Here is a 14,986-nt window from a genome sequence, read left to right on the forward strand (position 1 = left end):
CTTCATCTCACTTCGCTCCTGACGGTGATTCGCCGTCGCCGGTCGAGCTCTCCCCCGCCTTGCGCAGAGCTACGTTCGCGCCCTGCGCGGCTCGTCCAACTTGCGAGACCACCTCGCCGGCGATGAGAACCGCCCCGACGGGCCCCGCAGCTGCGGCACCTGCGCTCGCACCGGCGGCACCTCCAGCGGCCCCAGCCTTGGCCCCGCCTGTTGCCGCACCGCTGGCGCCTCCTGAGGGAGCGCCACCCGCCATGCCCCCGCTCGGAGTCCCACCACCGCCTGCCCCGCTTGGGCCCGGACTCGATGGCCCGGCGCCGCCGCTCCCTCCCGAGGATCCGAACCTCGAGATCGCTCCCGTTGCCAGCTCGCCGGCAACAAGGCCGCCGGCACCGACGAGCGCAAACGCTGCGCCCCCTCCGTCAGCAGCGAGTGGCGCAACCAGCGGCGTCACGAATCTCATCAACGCTGGCAAGGCGGCTAGTGCCATGACCATGAGCGCCAGACCGGTGAGCACGCTCCAGATTCCGGTGCCGTCCTGTTGAAAGACGTTGGTGGCTACGAGTCGGAAGGCCGCGGCGTAGACGAGTGCGGCAGCGGGCTTGTAGAGGATGAAGGCGATCAGCCACCCGACGGATCGGCGGAACCATTGCTTGCCCATTGCTGTGTTCGTGAAGCTGGCGGTGAGCGGAAGGATGCCTGCGAGGATGACGAGCAGGCCGCCGCGGACCACCATCAGGGCGACCTGGACGTAGGTGACGATCAGGGCGATGGATCCGAGGATCAGGACGCCGATCAGACCGATCGGCGATGTCGCAGACAGTCCTACGAGCAGCGCACTGACGTTTTCACCGAAGCATGGCGAGGTGGCCGACTCCACGTCGCAGTCGGTTGATGTGTTGAGTATCCAGACCGAAAAGGAGTCCGCGGCCGCGACAGCGAGCCCGATAACGGTAAGGCCGGCTCCCGAGACGACGATGAGCGTGACCAGGGACTGAAGCAGCTCCCTGCCCGGCGCTGCCCGCTGATCCCACGCCATCCGAAGGCCGGCGACGATGATCGCGAGCACGGCGAGCGCACCGACGTAGAACCAGATCGAGCTCTGCAGGAACCCGACGGTCGACGAGGATCCTGACGGGGACGCTGCGGGCAGCAGTGAGCTGACTAGTGCCGCAGAGCCGGAGATGAGCATGGAGGCGATGAGGATGATCCCGAGCTTGCTGACTGCGACGGGCGTTTCGCCTCGACGGGCGCGCAGCACGAAGGTCGCGACGAGACCGAGCAACGAGAGGATGCAGATAGCGAGCGCGAGGAACGAGGCGTATCCGACGATGACCTCGAACTGGCCAGCTCCCGGAGGAGTGGTGGTCAAGCTTGAACCGGTCCCCGAATCGAGTAGGGGCACGGGGACGCGGACCCAGATGGTGCCAACGCTGGCGAGTGCCTTGCCTAGTCCTTCAACTATCTGCTCGGCGAGCTGCTGCAGAGTCTGATTCGCTGCCCCCGTGACCACGTTGCCGACGGCAGACTGCCCCTGGCAGACGAAGTCGAGCGGGGCGCAGGCCATCGCTACACGCCGGACCAGGGAATGTAGCCGCCGAGGCTCTGCAGCGGCGCAGGGGCGATGGGCAAAGCTCCGGTGTCGTCGAGCTGCACCTTCCAATCCCCGTCCTGCCAGACGACCTTGATGGGAAGGCTCACGAGCTGTGCGTCGGAGTAGGCGAGAGCGAGGTCGATGGTCGCGGCGTCCAGGGAGTAGGAAGTCACTGCGAAACCAGCGATCTGGGCACGTGCGGACTCTGAGCGTTCGGCAGGTACTGTCTCGACCGCGATCTTGCCCGGTCCCTCAGCCACCAGCTGGGGAAGGTCGGCTCGCAGGGTGGAATCCGTTCCCATCGCAAGGAAGTTGGCAGAGGCGAAGAGTGCACCGGCGGCCGTGTGTGCGTAGCAGCTTCGGAAGCCGGTGTCAGTGATCTCTCCCGGACCTGCAGCCGCGTTGGCCGGGGCAGCCACCGTGCCGACGATCTGCCACTCCGCGTCAGGCACCTGGTCGAGTGTCGATTCAGACTCGACGCTTGTCAATCCGCAGATGCTGACGTCTTCCTCCACCTCCTGGGAGGCAGTAGCCGTCGGCGCAAGGGAGGCCGACGCGGGGGGCGTTGCAGGGGATTCCTTCCCGCCTGGCCGACTGACTACGAAGCCAACGATGACGGCAGCGCCGATCACCATCGCAATTGCGGCGCCGATGATGCGGCGTCGAGTGTTAGGGCGGCGGGCCTGGTCATCGCTCATGTGTCCACTGTTGCGCGGCACGGCCAGAAACCCTGGCTCATGCTCCGGCGATGCCACCGACAATGCCGGAGGCGCCACCGATCAGAAGCACTCCAAGCAGGATCGTGACGAATGTCTTCATGTGCTCGCCGCCCTCGCCGCGGCGGGAGTTCACCATGAAGAGAACTGCGAGCGCTACAAGGGCGAAGATGGCTGCGATCAAACCGCCCCACTTTGCCCACGCCAGGATCGTGTTGATTCCTGCGAACCCTGGGGGCTCCACCGGCACAGGGTTGGGCAGGTTGCCTGCAAGATAGATGGTCGTCGCAAGATCGGTGATGGTCATCGGACTCCTTCAGGCCACAGGGAAGACGGGAAGTAACGCGAGCGATCTACGCACCCGGGGTGACAACCCCTGAGCACTGGCGGGAGCGGCACGCCAGCTCTCCACCCAAGGCAGGGTCCAGACGCGGGGCACTCCGCCACCGACAAGGCGCTCGAGATCTCTGATGCCGCGCGGACTGCGGCCTGGACTGTCTTCGACGAGCAGGAGTCCGACCAGGTCGACGCCAGGCAGGCTGCCCGACGCCCAATCCGTCGCCGCGCGCTGGGCGCTGAGCAAGCCGTTGAGGTTCGATCGAGCGATGAGCATCACCCTGGCGGAGGGAGATGTGATGGGCCATGCGTGGTCGGCAGATTGAGAACCGGGCACGACGCTCGCGAGAGTGCTCTCGCCCGCCCCTCCGTGTGTGCCGAGCCACCAGATACCAGGGGTGGATGGACGACTTCGTTGAGGAAGGCAAAGGTCTGCAGAGGGCGCAGAAACTCCCGACTGGGGTGTCGTTGGGCCAAGTACGACCAGCTTCTCAGAGCCGGAACGCTCCTCATCGGGCGTCGATGAAGCCAGCGTCTCCAGCCAGGGATTCGTTCGTGTTGCTGACATCGCACTCCCTTCTTACGCTCGCCAATCAGACCCGAGACGGCATCGCAAGCCTTCGCGCTGCGCCCCCATGCGTGGTCATCGACAGAATGCACCCAGGCGCAACATATTGCTACCCAAACCGATGGATTACTTCTAGCATCGGCGCAAGCCATTCGCGACGAGCTGAGGGAGCGACCTTGACCAGCACTGCGGCTTCAGTCCCGAAGATAGAAGTACAGCTCGCCCCGGACGGATCGGGTTGGCTCGAGCTGAATGGAAAGCGTGAGGAGATTCGGGCGGGTGATGCCGCTAACGCACCCGCAGCCGTCTTGGCACGCGTCAAGGAGATCGCAAGGGACCAGGGCAGCAGCGTCGAGCTGACGGCACAAGACGACTACGGCTGGCAGCGATTGCTGGTGCGACCAGACGGATCCGTTGCCCCAATCGGAGTTTTAGACGATGCCACCTCGGTTGGGCCGCACCTTGAAGACCTCCTCCGAGATCGGCCGCCCACTCCCGTCATGCCGGCAACTGAGGGTTGGCGCGCGGCCATCCGGACCATCACCCACGGTCTCGTCTCCCCCTCGCCGTCGCGCCACGAAATCGAACGGCGGCAGGCCATAGCGCGGGTGCAGCGCAGTTTCGACGGCCCAAGGACGGTGGTCGTGGTCAATCCGAAGGGCGGGGCGCACAAGACCACTGCTTCGCTTCTTCTCGCGGCCACTTTCGGCATTCATCGAGGCGGCTACACCCTCGCCTGGGACAACAACGAAACCCGCGGGACACTCGGTTGGAGATCGCTGCAGAGCTCCCACACCAAGACGGCAGTGGATCTACTCGAAGCGCTCGGTCCCTTCGTCGCAGGCGCTGGCGGGCGAATCGGCGATCTCGACGCATTCGTGAGAGGACAAGGTTCAAGCCAGTTCGACGTGCTTGCGTCGGACGAGAACGCCGCGGCTTCCTCGATGATCGACTCATCCGCGTTCTTCGACCTGCATCAGGCGCTGGGACGCTTCTATCGAATTCTCGTAGTGGATACGGGTAACAACATGCGCGCCTCCAACTGGCAGGCCGCAGTTGAAGCAGCAGATCAGCTGGTCATCGTCTCTACCATCCGAGAGGACACGGCAGCCTCGGCCGCGTGGTTGATCGACGCGCTTGGTGAACGCGGCCAACAGGACAAGGTGAGATCGGCCGTCACGGTACTCACCCAACCGAGCAAGCGAAACGACCCTGCCCTAGAGCAGCGTCTCCGCGAGCACTTCAAACGCCACACACGATCCGTGCTGACCACACCGTTCGATCCGGCGCTGGTCGAGGGAGGCGTGCTGCGTTACGAATCACTCCAGCAGTCGACTCGACAAGCTTGGCTGCAGGTGACTGCATCCGTCGCTGACGGCCTATGACTGTCCAGCACGCCGCAACACTTGCGGCGTGCGTGCTGACCGCGTGCCTTCTTGCCTCGTGCTCAGCATTTGTGAGCACGCCCCCGATACAGCCATCAACGTCTGGTCACACAACGATCGCCTCGGACGACCTGCAATCCAGCCCCGCCCCCGACGCGAACCCCACAAGCTCTGCCGAGGCTATCGAAACCGCGACCACCGTCATGACTGCTTACTCCGACTGGAGTCTGAGCTCAGGCGATTGGCTAAACGGCCTCAACCCCCTCCTGACCCAGGAAGCATCGGAAGAGCTGAGCGGAACCGAACCCAATTGGATTCCACACGATCTGGGCATCGAGAGCGTGGTGCTGGACGCCGGTGCCAGCGCCGCGGGGGCTGTCGCTGTCGTTACGACTAAGCAGGGCCAGTACCGCGTTCTTCTGGTGCGTGATGCGGACCGTTGGCTCGTTGCGCACATCGCGACCCCGGACGCTGCCCAGTGAAGGCGCTTGCTCTGTGGTTCGGGACGCCCTTCGTTCTCCTCCTGAGCATCTTCGCCCTGGTGTTCTTTCTGTCAGCGGAGCCAGCCTCGCCTGCAATCGCCTGCACCGGTCCCGCGGCGCAGGCCTCGACGACCTCCCTCAATCAGTCCGTCGCCGGCTATAGCGGCGAGCAGCTCGACAACGCTGCCGCCATCATGAACTCAGCATTCGATCTCGGCCTCGATCTGCAGGCCCAGATAATCGGAGTGATGACTGCGATGGGCGAATCGAGCCTTCGCGTACTGGATTACGGCGACGCCGTTGGACCGGATAGCCGCGGCCTCTTCCAGCAACGCGACTCATGGGGAACGCTCGAACAGCGGTTGAACCCGACCGAGAGCGCGAACCTCTTCTACGCCCGTCTGATCACCGTCTCGGACTGGCAGTCCCTGTCCCCCACGATTGCAGCCCACCGTGTTCAGGGGAATGCGGACCCGCTTCACTATGACAATTACCTCGAGTCCGCTCGCACGGTCGTGGCCGCACTCGGCTCCACCAGAGCCAACTGCGCGCCGGTCTCGAATCCGTCGGATGACTATCCGTGGCAGCTAGAGACGACCGAGTCAGACGGCGGCCAGCTCTCGCCCCTCGGCTACTACTACCGCGAATGCGTCGACTTCATTGCTTGGCGGATCAACCGGGACGCTGGCACGACGGCATCCCCATGGGCATACACGTGGTCCACTCTGACGCCCCTGGGCGGTGACGCCATCAAGTGGAAGCTGAACTGGGTCGAGCGCGGCTGGACGGTCAGCAGCACTCCGGTCCCCGGCTCAATTGCATGGTGGGGAGCCGACGCTGGCCCAGCGGGCCATGTGGCCTATGTTCAGTCCGTCTCTCCCGCCGGCGAGGTTTCCCTCGAGGAGTACAACTGGGGCAACGACCACGTCTACGACCAGCGGACGATCCCTGCTTCTGAGGCCGACGCGTTCTTGTACCCGCCGCCACGCGCATGACTGGCAGGCAATCGGCCGAAACCGGTGCGTCGCTCCCGGCCGGTCCCGGGGATGGCACGGAAGATTCGGGCATCGGCTCGGACCGAAGCGGCGACCATCCGAGCATCGACGCGTCGCTTGATCATCAGCACTGGTCCCCGCAGGACGCGGCGATGATGGACGACAGCTTGCTAGGTCACGATGCGACGGTCTCCGTGAACGATGTGGCCATCGCACTCAACGTTAGCCGCGACACGGCCTACAAATGGATCAGCACTGGACTGGTTCCGGCGCACCGCATCGGGCCCTCCTGGGTGATCTTCGCCGACGAAGTTCGCGCTTGGCTGCACACCCGATCGAACCAGCTCATCGCTAGTGAGATCTCGCTCGAAGTGGATCTGCTAGCCGATTATCCCGACCAGCTAACATATCGCGACCTCATGCAGCTCCTCGGTCGTAGCAAGAAGACCATCTACTCCTGGCTGGAAAATGGCATCATTCCCGCCTACCGCGTCGAGAGCAGATGGGTGACCCACAAGATTGACCTTGCCCGCCTACTCTCTTCCTCCAGTAACCAGGCAACACCGCAAACTCCCGCGCTATCCGTGGTGGAGCGGAGCGCCGGCTAGCCTCATATGAGCGGTCACGGCGGCGAGAGTCACCCTGCCATCACTGCCCCGACCCGCTGGGTTGGCGGTCGACTCCGCTGCTCGCAACTCGACCAATCCAATCGCCTATCACCGCGTTGACCGCCGCAGGCTCCTCTTGGTGGACCCAGTGGCCTGCGTTCTCGAACGCAACCGACCTGCTAAGCGGATCATGCATCAGGCCGCCTTCCCACTCTGCTTTGGCTGACGAAATGTGAATCGCCAGGGTGGGAACACGCCGCGCTGTGATCAGTCCGAGGGTATGCGGGAGGTTGACGATCGAATCCATCGACCCATGGGTGCCTTCGGCCACAGCGGCCACCACGCGCTCGGGCGATCCGAGGGCGCGCCTGCGATGCCATGTGATGAGGTGCGGCGGCGTGTGGGGTCCTTCGAGAACTCCGAAGAATCCGGCCACGACTTCGTTGGCAGGTCCCGCGTGCAGCGCTCCGACGAGTCCGAGGTTGCGTTGCGCGCCCTCCTCGTCAAAGCCGTAGGGCGGATCGATGACGACGACGCCAGCGATGCGGTCGGGATCTCGCGACGCGACTATCGAGGCCACGACACCCCCGAGGGAATGGCCCACGAGCACAACGCGTTCGAGCTGCATCTGATCGACAAAGTCGACCACCTCATCCGCCAGATCATGGGGCGTATACCCCGATGCGGGGGCCGACGAACGTCCGTGTCCGCGCGAGTCGAATGCGAGCACTCGCCAGGACTCGGTCAGGAAGGGCAGCTGATGAATCCAGTCATGGGAGTCGCAGGTCCATCCATGCAGGAGGACGAGTGTGAGAGCTCCCGTGCCCTCATCGGTGTAGAACAGCTCGACGTCTCCGATCGTCGTGAACGGCATGTACTAGCCCTCTCTATCTATCTCAAGAATGCGCGGTCGTGGACCGCGGTGGTGCTTCTCCGTATGATGCGGCGAGCAATTCGTGGGCGGTGATCTCGTCTCCGCGGAATTGATGACTGACACGACCGTCGCGGAAGACGAGCACACGATCAGCGAGTCTGGCTAGGTCCTCGTATTGGGTTGAGGCGAGGATGACCGCGCCACCACCAGAGGCGAATGTGCCGAGGGTATCTACGATCTCATCGACGGCGCCGATATCAACACCGCTGGTCGCCTCGTCCAGCAGAAGGACCTTCGGCGGGGATGCCATCCAACGTCCGATGAGGGCTTTCTGCTGATTGCCCCCGCTCATCGTCGAGAAGGCGACCCCGGGGATGCCCGGCTTGATGTTGAAGCGCTCGATGAGACTGCCAACAAGGGTGTGTTCTTTGGCCCGGAGTATCCAACGGGCTGGCCCCGTGAGAGAACCAAGCGATGGTGCGCTCAGGTTCTCCGAGACGGTCGCGGCCGGAACGCCCCCCGCTACGGCTCGGTCACCTGAGACAAGTGCAAGTCCACGCCGGATGCTCTGGGGAGGGTTCAGGGCCCCCACCCGTTCGCCCTCCACGGAGACTGTTCCCGCGGTAAGAGGGCTCATCCCGTAGAGCGCATAAGGCACCTCGTCATGACCAGAACCGCTGAGCCCTGTGAGGCCGAGTATCTCTCCTCGACCCACCGACAAGGAGACGTCTCGCAGAATCCGGCCGGAAAGGCCCTGCGCTACAAGAACGTCGCCATGCTTCGTTGTTGTCGGGGGGCGGGAGATGGGTGCGCGCCGTTCGCGGCCGATGACCATCTCAGCGAGATCCCGCTCCGTTCTGCCAGCGACGTCTCCCGTCATCACGAGTTTGCCGTCCCGCAGGATCGACACTCGATCCGCCAGGATCAGGGGCTCGTTGAGATGGTGCGTGATGAGGAGGACAGAGATGCCCCTCGTCGCGATCTCCCGCACCGCGGCGAGGAGTTCCTCCGTCTCGTGGGCCGGCAATGCGGCGGTCGCTTCGTCGAGGACAAGCAGACCTCCAGTGTGGCCCTCGAGGTTGTGCAGGGCTCGAAGGAGACCGACGATCGTGCGCTGAGATGCCGACAGCCGGTTGACTGGATCATCCGGCTCCACCTTGAGGTCGAAGGAGCGAAGCTGTTCGCGCAGTCGCTCTCGCTCCGCCTTCCACTTGATACGGCGACCAACACCGGTCTCGAACCGGCCGATCCGCACGTTCTCGAGGACGGAGGCGCTCGGCACGAGGCCGATGTCCTGGTGAAGGAAGGCGATGCCACTCTCGGCGAGATGGGCCGACGACACCGGGAGCTGTACGGGCTGCCCCTTGAAGCTGATGGACCCCGCATCCGGGCGGTGATAGCCCGACAGGATCTTCACCAGGGTGGACTTGCCCGAACCGTTGTGACCGAGGAGAGCATGGACCTCGCCGTGCCGAACGTGGAGGCTGACGTCGGAAAGTGCTGTCGTCGCTCCGAATCGCTTCGTCAGACCGGTCACCTCGAGTACGTGGGCGACCCCGCCAGAGGTAGTGATCACCGAAGGCGCGCTTATCGGCGTTGGCGAGGACTCCTCGAGGCCGCCCGTTGGCTGTGTCGGCGTCATGGGCTACTTAGACAGTCCCCACAGCTCAGTGAACCCGTCGACGTACGCATTCCCGTAGATCGCGTCTTGGTCGGCCACGTCCAGCCCCTTGAGCACAGCCGTGTCGATGTAACGCGGCGGCGTGATGTCCTCGCCGGGTTCCAAGTCGAGCATCGCTCGCATCGCCTGATCGACAGCACCCCAGCCGGTATACGCGGCGGACTGGCCCGGATCTATGGAGAATGCACCGCCCTGCTGGACGACGCCGAGAGGGCCGGCCCCCGAGCCTTGAGCTGCGACTACGGTCACACCGGTGTTACTGGTGGCATCGACGCCTGCGGAGGCGAGCAGACCCATGGTGTCGTCGACAACCGCGAAGATCGTATTGATGTCGGGGTTGCCGTTGATGAGCGACGAGGCCGCGCTGGAGAGGCCGGTTCCCCAGTCCGGGGGTTCGACATTGGTTGTTCCCACGATCGAACAGGCCGAGCCGCAGGAGTCGAACACCTCCTGGATGCCTGTCAGGGCATCGGGCACGGCAGGGTTCGTGAAGGTGAGTGTCCCGGCGGTGACTGCCTCGCCATCCGCTTTGACAATGGCCCCGGAGGCCATGAGCTTTCCCGTCAGCACATAGTCCGCGCTGGAGAGCCCGAAGAGGCCGGGTGTCTCGTAGCTGGTGCCGATGGTCGAGGCGACGACGGGGATGTCCTTGTCGCCGGCGGCAGCGATGTCTTTGACGACCAGTTGAGCAGGAACGCCATCGAGGATGATCGCGTCGACGCCCTGGGTGATCCCCTGCTGGATGGCTGCACTGGCCGCGGTGATGTTTCCGTCTGCGTTGATGGACGATGATTCGAGGCCGGCCGCGTCCGCCGCCGCTGAGATGCCATCCGCCAAGGTGACAAGCTGTGCCGCCTGCTGGCTGAACACCACGACCAGAATGCTCTTGCCCTTCAGCGGGGTGGCGTCGAACGAGTCACCGGGTGCCTCGAACTCGGGGATACCGCTGTACTGGTCGACGAGCGACTGAGCATCAGACAGGACGGAAGCTGGCACGCCTGTGGACGAGTCGCCTGCAGACGGTGCTGCTGGAGCGTCACTCGTGCATCCCGCGAGTGCGAATACTGCGCCGGCCGCCAGAGCGATGAGCGGGAGCCGAGACCTGGGCGCAAAGTGGTTGATCAATGTTCTCTCCTTTGACGAACGTTGTGGTGCCGTGGTGTGTCGGTGATTGGCTGTGTGTTTACGCGCGGATGCGCCGCGCTCCGAGCAACGCCGCCGCTGCGACAGCGACGATCAAGATGCCTCCGCTGAAGACATTGGTTACCCAAGACGCGATGCCGAGCAGCTGCAGGCCAGTTGTGCCGACGGCGAGGAGCAGAGCCCCCACGACGGTGCCGACTGGGTTGAATCGGCCGGGGGTCAGCGTGGCTGCTCCCAGAAAGACCGATGCGTAAGCGGGAAGGAGGAAGGGATTTCCGAGGCCGGCTTGCGCCGCGCCACTTTGGCCCACCAGCACTATTCCGGCGATGGCCGCCGCGAGCGCTGAGATCACGAGCGCCGTAACTCGCACTCGTGTCACTCGCACGCCGACCAGTCGAGCGGCCTCTCGGCCCTCTCCAGTGAAATACAGCGAACGGCCGCTCGGCGTGTGCTGCAGGACGTACCAGACGATGACGAGCAGCAGGATTGTGAACCAGAACGGCAGCCCTACTCCGAAGAAGCGAGCGCTGATCGCCGCGTCAAGAGGTGAGGCTGGCAGCGCAAGCGACTGAGAGTTGCTGACTGCGGACGAGAGGCCGTCGAGCAGCGTTCCCATGGCGAGGGTGACGATCAGTGCGTTGGCCTTCACTCGGACGATGAAGAGTGAGTTCACCAGCCCGATGAGCACGCCGGCGATGAGTGTCACGATCGCCGCGATCTGCCAGCCGAGGCGCTCCGGTGCGGAGAGCTGAGTGAAAAGGACACCGCAGAAGCTCACGACGCCTGCTATCGAGAGATCCAGGTCCCCTGCTGCGAGCACGACAGTTAGTCCCAACCCGATGATCAGCAATACCGACTGAGTGGTCAGGATTGTCTGCAGGTTGCCGACCGTGAAGAAGGTCGCGGGGCGCGCGACTGAGAAGAGGACGATCAACGCGGCCACGGCGAGAACGACGACGTATCGTTCCAAGAAGTCGGTCAGCGTCCTCCCTCGGGGGGACGCGATGCTCGGTGAAGCAGTCAAGAGTGATCCTCGGTCTACTTGCGCGACAGTGCGCTGCCAAGGACGATATGCAGAGGTCGGCCACGTCGTCTGTGGCAAGAAGTGAAAGTCGATGGCGATGAGTGAAGTGGGCGAGGCATACCTCCGCGGCACAAGTCGCGGATTGCCGCCCGGGCAGGACTACGACTATTTCTGCGAGTCCATCTGCGAGGTGTACGTCGGTGTCCTGCCCCAACGTCCCGACCACGAGTACCCCGCAGATTTTGCGCTTTACGATCTCGGAGCCACACGACTGGGTCTCCTCTCCGCTCCTGGGGGGCCTGCGGTGCGGGATAGGCATTCCCTCAGCCAGAGCCCGGATGACGGGATATTCCTCAACTTCAGCCGTTCGAGTTGGGAGCTCGAGCATCTCGGCCGTCAATGGACGGTGCCCGCCGGAACGCCGTGGCTTCTCGACAACAGCGAGTCCTACCGTCTGACGTTCGATCCCACCCGCCGAATGTCCCTCTATACGATTCGGTTCCCGCGCGCATCGCTAGGCGATCCAGGCTCCGGCGATGTCCGAAGAATCAATGACCGGATTACGACTACAGAGGCCGGACGTCATTTCACCGCGCAGGCGGGTCTGCTCGCAGCCATGGTGGATCTGCACCAGCTGGATACGGCGTCCGCCATGGCTGGAGCCCTGGTCGGCCTTGTGAATGCTGTGGCTGGTGCGGGTGACGAACACCCCGTCGATCGGCTGGGAGTGTTCAAGCTGGCCGCACGGTCGCAACTGACCAATCCCGCGTACACGATCGCCTCGCTCGCCAGGGACTTCAGCTGCTCCATCCGCACCATCCAGACCGCGTTCGGAGAACGGGGCGAGACGTTCTCAGACTGGTTCGCGGTCGAGCGGCTCGAGCTGGCGCGCGAGCGTCTCGCCAGTGCTGCATGGAGCTCGCGGAGCATTGCGCAAATTGCGACGTCGGTCGGGTTCGCCGACGTCTCGACCTTCCATCGCCACTTCCGCTCCAGGTTCGGAACTACTCCCGCCAAGCTGCGCTGACAGCAATCAAGACGTGTCGGCGCAACGCCGCGGGGCACGCATCCATGTGAATTTCGCTTCAACGGAAATCTCCCAGTCGAAAATCTGAGCCCGTCTTAGACTCCCGACGCGCGCCGTTCTCGGCGCCGACGGACACTCGACGAAGAGGACAACGATGAACTCCGAAAATCTGGCCGATGCGATCTCGAGAGTCGGCAGCCCTGTCGAATTGCTCCGCAATCAGGACTGGCCATCCGTGACGTTCCCCATCCAGCCTGAGTTCACGAACTGGCGTGACGAGCAGCGGGCCTGGCGGACTGGCGTAGCACTGATGGATCAGTCTCACCACATGACGCAGCTCTTCCTCTGGGGCAGCGACCTTATCGCGCTGCTGTCGTCCATCTCTCCGAACACCTTCGCGACGTTCCGGCCGGGCGTGGCGAAGCAATTGATCGCCGTCAACAAGGATGGGTTCCTCATCGGCGACGGCATTCTGTTCTACAACTCAGAGGAAGCCGAGGGGCTGGTGCTCATCGGCCACCATCTCCTCATCGATTGGGTGCGATACAACGCCGAGAAGGCTGAAGCGTCGGGGAGCGATGTCCATCACCGACTCGAGGCCAACTCGAACATGCGTGAGGGAGACCCCACCTATTTCCGATACGAGCTCCAAGGTCCCGACGCGGAACTGGTGATGGAGAAGCTGTTCGGCGGTCCCGTCCCGGCCGTCAAGTTCTTTCACATTGCCGACTTCACCATCGCGGGCAAGCGCATCAAAGCGCTGAGGCATGGCATGGCCGGCCAGCCGGGTTTCGAGTTCTATGGCGCCTACGCCGACGGGCCTACAATCGCCGAAGCGATGATGAAAGCGGGTGCCGAATTCGATATTCGCCGGGTGGGCGCGAAGGCGTATTCCGCTTCTCCCCTCGAATCAGGCTGGATCCCGACTCCGTTCCCCGCCATCTGGGACGAGGACTTTGACGAGTACAGACAGTGGCTTCCCGCGACACGCGCCGGATCCATTGCGGGCTCGCTTTATTCGACCGACGTACACGACTTCTACATGACTCCGTTCGATCTCGACCTCGGACGATCGGTGAAATTCGATCACGAATTTCACGGTCGTGAGGCGCTGGAGAAGATCGCCGCGAGTCCGAAGCGTCGGAAAGTGACTCTTCTCTGGAACGCCGAAGACGTGGCCAGCATCGTCCGATCCCAGGTCGAGCCAGGAGTGCCCGCGAAGTTCCTCGACTTCCCCAAGGCGCGTTATGGACTGTTTCAGATGGACGCCGTCGAGCTGGAGGGAACCCTCGTGGGCATTTCCACCGACGCGGGGTACATCGCGTATGACCAGATGTACATGTCGCTCGCCACTGTCGATATCGATCTCCCGGAGGGCACAGTTGTGGACGTCGTATGGGGCGAGAGCCCGGTTTCGCTGAAGCCTCAGGTAGATCAGAATCACCGTCAGGTGAAGATTCGCGCAACGGTCGCTCCGGCGCCTTACCACGACTACGCACGGTCCGTTTATCGCGCCAACTAGGAATGCGGGCCGTTCCGCTGGGAACGGCCCGCATCCGGATCTCGGGGTGAGTCTTGGCGCATAGATCGAATGGGGTCTCGGCGTTGAGTCGGGCGGTCCAAGTGCTGGACACTTTCAGCCCTGACGCGCCCACCCAGACTCTGAAGGAGATATCGCAGCGTTCTGCTCTTCCCACATCCACAGCGCATCGAGTTGTCGGCGATCTCGTGGACAACGGGCTGTTGGAACGTCTGGCGGACCGCACCTACCGTGTGGGTAATCGGCTCTGGGAGCTAGGTAGTCGGACCCCCGGTGCGGTGGGCCTCCGCGAGATAGCCATGCCATACATTCACGGGGTACAGGCGCGGGTTCGGCAGCACACCCAGCTCTTGATTCGCGCTGATCTCGACGTTCTCGTCGTGGATCGGCTCTCCGCACGCGATGCCATCGTCAACGCATCGATCATCGGCGGTCGGCACCCGTTGCAACACTCCTCCAGCGGAATCGTGCTCCTAGCGTTTGCGCAAGACGACGCGGTCGAACGAATTCTCGAACGTGGTCTCAAGCCGGTGACCGCCTCGGGCATCCAGAGCCGCAGTGAACTGGTCGAGGTGTTGGCTCGCGTGCGCCACGACGGATTCGCGGTGTCTGAGGGATACCTGCACCCCACGTCTCGCGGAATCGCAGCGCCCGTGCGCGGTGCGCAGGATGTCGTCGTCGGCGCGATAGGCGTGGTCGTGCCGAACAATGGGAGTGACGTTGCAGAGATATCGGTGCTGCTGAGGCATGCGGCGCAACGAATCTCCGACGACCTTCTTCGCTGCTACCTTCCGCCGGAGCATCCCGATGCCCGACCTGGCGGATCGTTTCGCCAGATGGTGCGATCATCCGAACAGTCCATGGAGTTCCTTGCTCATCACGACGGTTTCTCGCAAGCGGAGTGAGCGGCCTCGGCGGCGGCGCCATAGGGGCCGACTCGACCGACTTTGCATGTTGCGAATCGATCAGATGCCCTCGTTGACCGCCGGCATGCCTATCGATACCTTTCCCCGTAT

15 protein-coding genes are annotated in these 14,986 nt (G+C 63.6%); 7 read left to right on the forward strand and 8 right to left on the reverse strand.

Going from position 1 to position 14,986, the window contains the following annotated elements; translation table 11 throughout:
- Positions 1-7: 7 nt before the first annotated feature.
- The 4 genes from E6C64_RS11240 to E6C64_RS19580 all read right to left on the reverse strand — a co-directional run bounded on the left by E6C64_RS11240 (position 8) and on the right by E6C64_RS19580 (position 3,211).
- Entirely contained in the window at positions 8-1,369 is a 1,362-nt protein-coding gene (locus E6C64_RS11240; protein ID WP_233255593.1) for a TrbL/VirB6 family protein, read from the reverse strand.
- A 197-nt stretch (positions 1,370-1,566) separates the two neighbouring features.
- The gene (locus tag E6C64_RS11245; RefSeq protein ID WP_500042131.1) at positions 1,567-2,289 is read right to left on the reverse strand and encodes a DUF8175 domain-containg protein; all 723 of its coding nucleotides are present in this window, start codon (positions 2,287-2,289) and stop codon (positions 1,567-1,569) included.
- Between the two features lie 37 nt (positions 2,290-2,326).
- Positions 2,327-2,614 carry a hypothetical protein gene (locus E6C64_RS11250; RefSeq protein ID WP_136427622.1) on the reverse strand — a complete coding sequence of 96 codons (288 nt, stop codon included), beginning with the start codon at positions 2,612-2,614 and terminating at the stop codon, positions 2,327-2,329.
- Between the two features lie 9 nt (positions 2,615-2,623).
- On the reverse strand, positions 2,624-3,211 hold the full coding sequence (locus tag E6C64_RS19580; protein ID WP_369122744.1) for a DUF6668 family protein: 588 nt from the start codon (positions 3,209-3,211) through the stop codon (positions 2,624-2,626).
- A gap of 176 nt (positions 3,212-3,387) precedes the next feature.
- Between E6C64_RS19580 and E6C64_RS11260 the strand changes: the two genes are divergently transcribed.
- The 4 genes from E6C64_RS11260 (at position 3,388) to E6C64_RS11275 (ending at position 6,681) form a co-directional block, all read left to right on the forward strand.
- Complete coding sequence (locus E6C64_RS11260) at positions 3,388-4,596, forward strand: MinD/ParA family ATP-binding protein (protein ID WP_233255594.1); 1,209 nt, start codon at positions 3,388-3,390, stop codon at positions 4,594-4,596.
- 203 nt (positions 4,597-4,799) lie between these two features.
- Positions 4,800-5,078 carry a hypothetical protein gene (locus E6C64_RS11265; RefSeq protein ID WP_136427623.1) on the forward strand — a complete coding sequence of 93 codons (279 nt, stop codon included), beginning with the start codon at positions 4,800-4,802 and terminating at the stop codon, positions 5,076-5,078.
- Between the two features lie 194 nt (positions 5,079-5,272).
- Positions 5,273-6,073: a CHAP domain-containing protein gene (locus E6C64_RS11270; protein ID WP_136427624.1), complete on the forward strand. Its 801-nt coding sequence runs from the start codon at positions 5,273-5,275 to the stop codon at positions 6,071-6,073.
- On the forward strand, positions 6,070-6,681 hold the full coding sequence (locus E6C64_RS11275) for a helix-turn-helix domain-containing protein (RefSeq protein WP_136427625.1): 612 nt from the start codon (positions 6,070-6,072) through the stop codon (positions 6,679-6,681). Before E6C64_RS11270 ends, E6C64_RS11275 begins: the two co-directional genes overlap by 4 nt.
- A gap of 40 nt (positions 6,682-6,721) precedes the next feature.
- Here the strand turns inward: E6C64_RS11275 and E6C64_RS11280 are convergent, their stop codons facing one another.
- From E6C64_RS11280 to E6C64_RS11295, 4 genes are all read right to left on the reverse strand, one after another.
- Entirely contained in the window at positions 6,722-7,555 is an 834-nt protein-coding gene (locus tag E6C64_RS11280) for an alpha/beta fold hydrolase (RefSeq protein WP_136427626.1), read from the reverse strand.
- 22 nt (positions 7,556-7,577) lie between these two features.
- Positions 7,578-9,197, reverse strand: coding sequence for a sugar ABC transporter ATP-binding protein (locus E6C64_RS11285; protein WP_136427627.1), 1,620 nt, complete (start codon positions 9,195-9,197; stop codon positions 7,578-7,580).
- A 3-nt stretch (positions 9,198-9,200) separates the two neighbouring features.
- Complete coding sequence (locus E6C64_RS11290; protein ID WP_158437839.1) at positions 9,201-10,232, reverse strand: substrate-binding domain-containing protein; 1,032 nt, start codon at positions 10,230-10,232, stop codon at positions 9,201-9,203.
- A gap of 187 nt (positions 10,233-10,419) precedes the next feature.
- Positions 10,420-11,403, reverse strand: coding sequence for an ABC transporter permease (locus E6C64_RS11295; RefSeq protein WP_233255595.1), 984 nt, complete (start codon positions 11,401-11,403; stop codon positions 10,420-10,422).
- Positions 11,404-11,494: 91 nt separating this feature from the next.
- Between E6C64_RS11295 and E6C64_RS11300 the strand changes: the two genes are divergently transcribed.
- From E6C64_RS11300 to E6C64_RS11310, 3 genes are all read left to right on the forward strand, one after another.
- Entirely contained in the window at positions 11,495-12,430 is a 936-nt protein-coding gene (locus E6C64_RS11300) for a helix-turn-helix transcriptional regulator (RefSeq protein ID WP_136427630.1), read from the forward strand.
- Between the two features lie 154 nt (positions 12,431-12,584).
- A complete protein-coding gene (locus E6C64_RS11305; protein WP_136427631.1) occupies positions 12,585-13,952 on the forward strand; it encodes an aminomethyltransferase family protein in 1,368 nt (455 codons plus the stop codon).
- 83 nt (positions 13,953-14,035) lie between these two features.
- Positions 14,036-14,875, forward strand: coding sequence for an IclR family transcriptional regulator (locus E6C64_RS11310; RefSeq protein ID WP_269846381.1), 840 nt, complete (start codon positions 14,036-14,038; stop codon positions 14,873-14,875).
- Positions 14,876-14,986: the final 111 nt, after the last annotated feature.

It is taken from the genome of Naasia lichenicola (genome assembly GCF_004801885.1).
Classification (GTDB): domain Bacteria; phylum Actinomycetota; class Actinomycetes; order Actinomycetales; family Microbacteriaceae; genus Naasia; species Naasia lichenicola.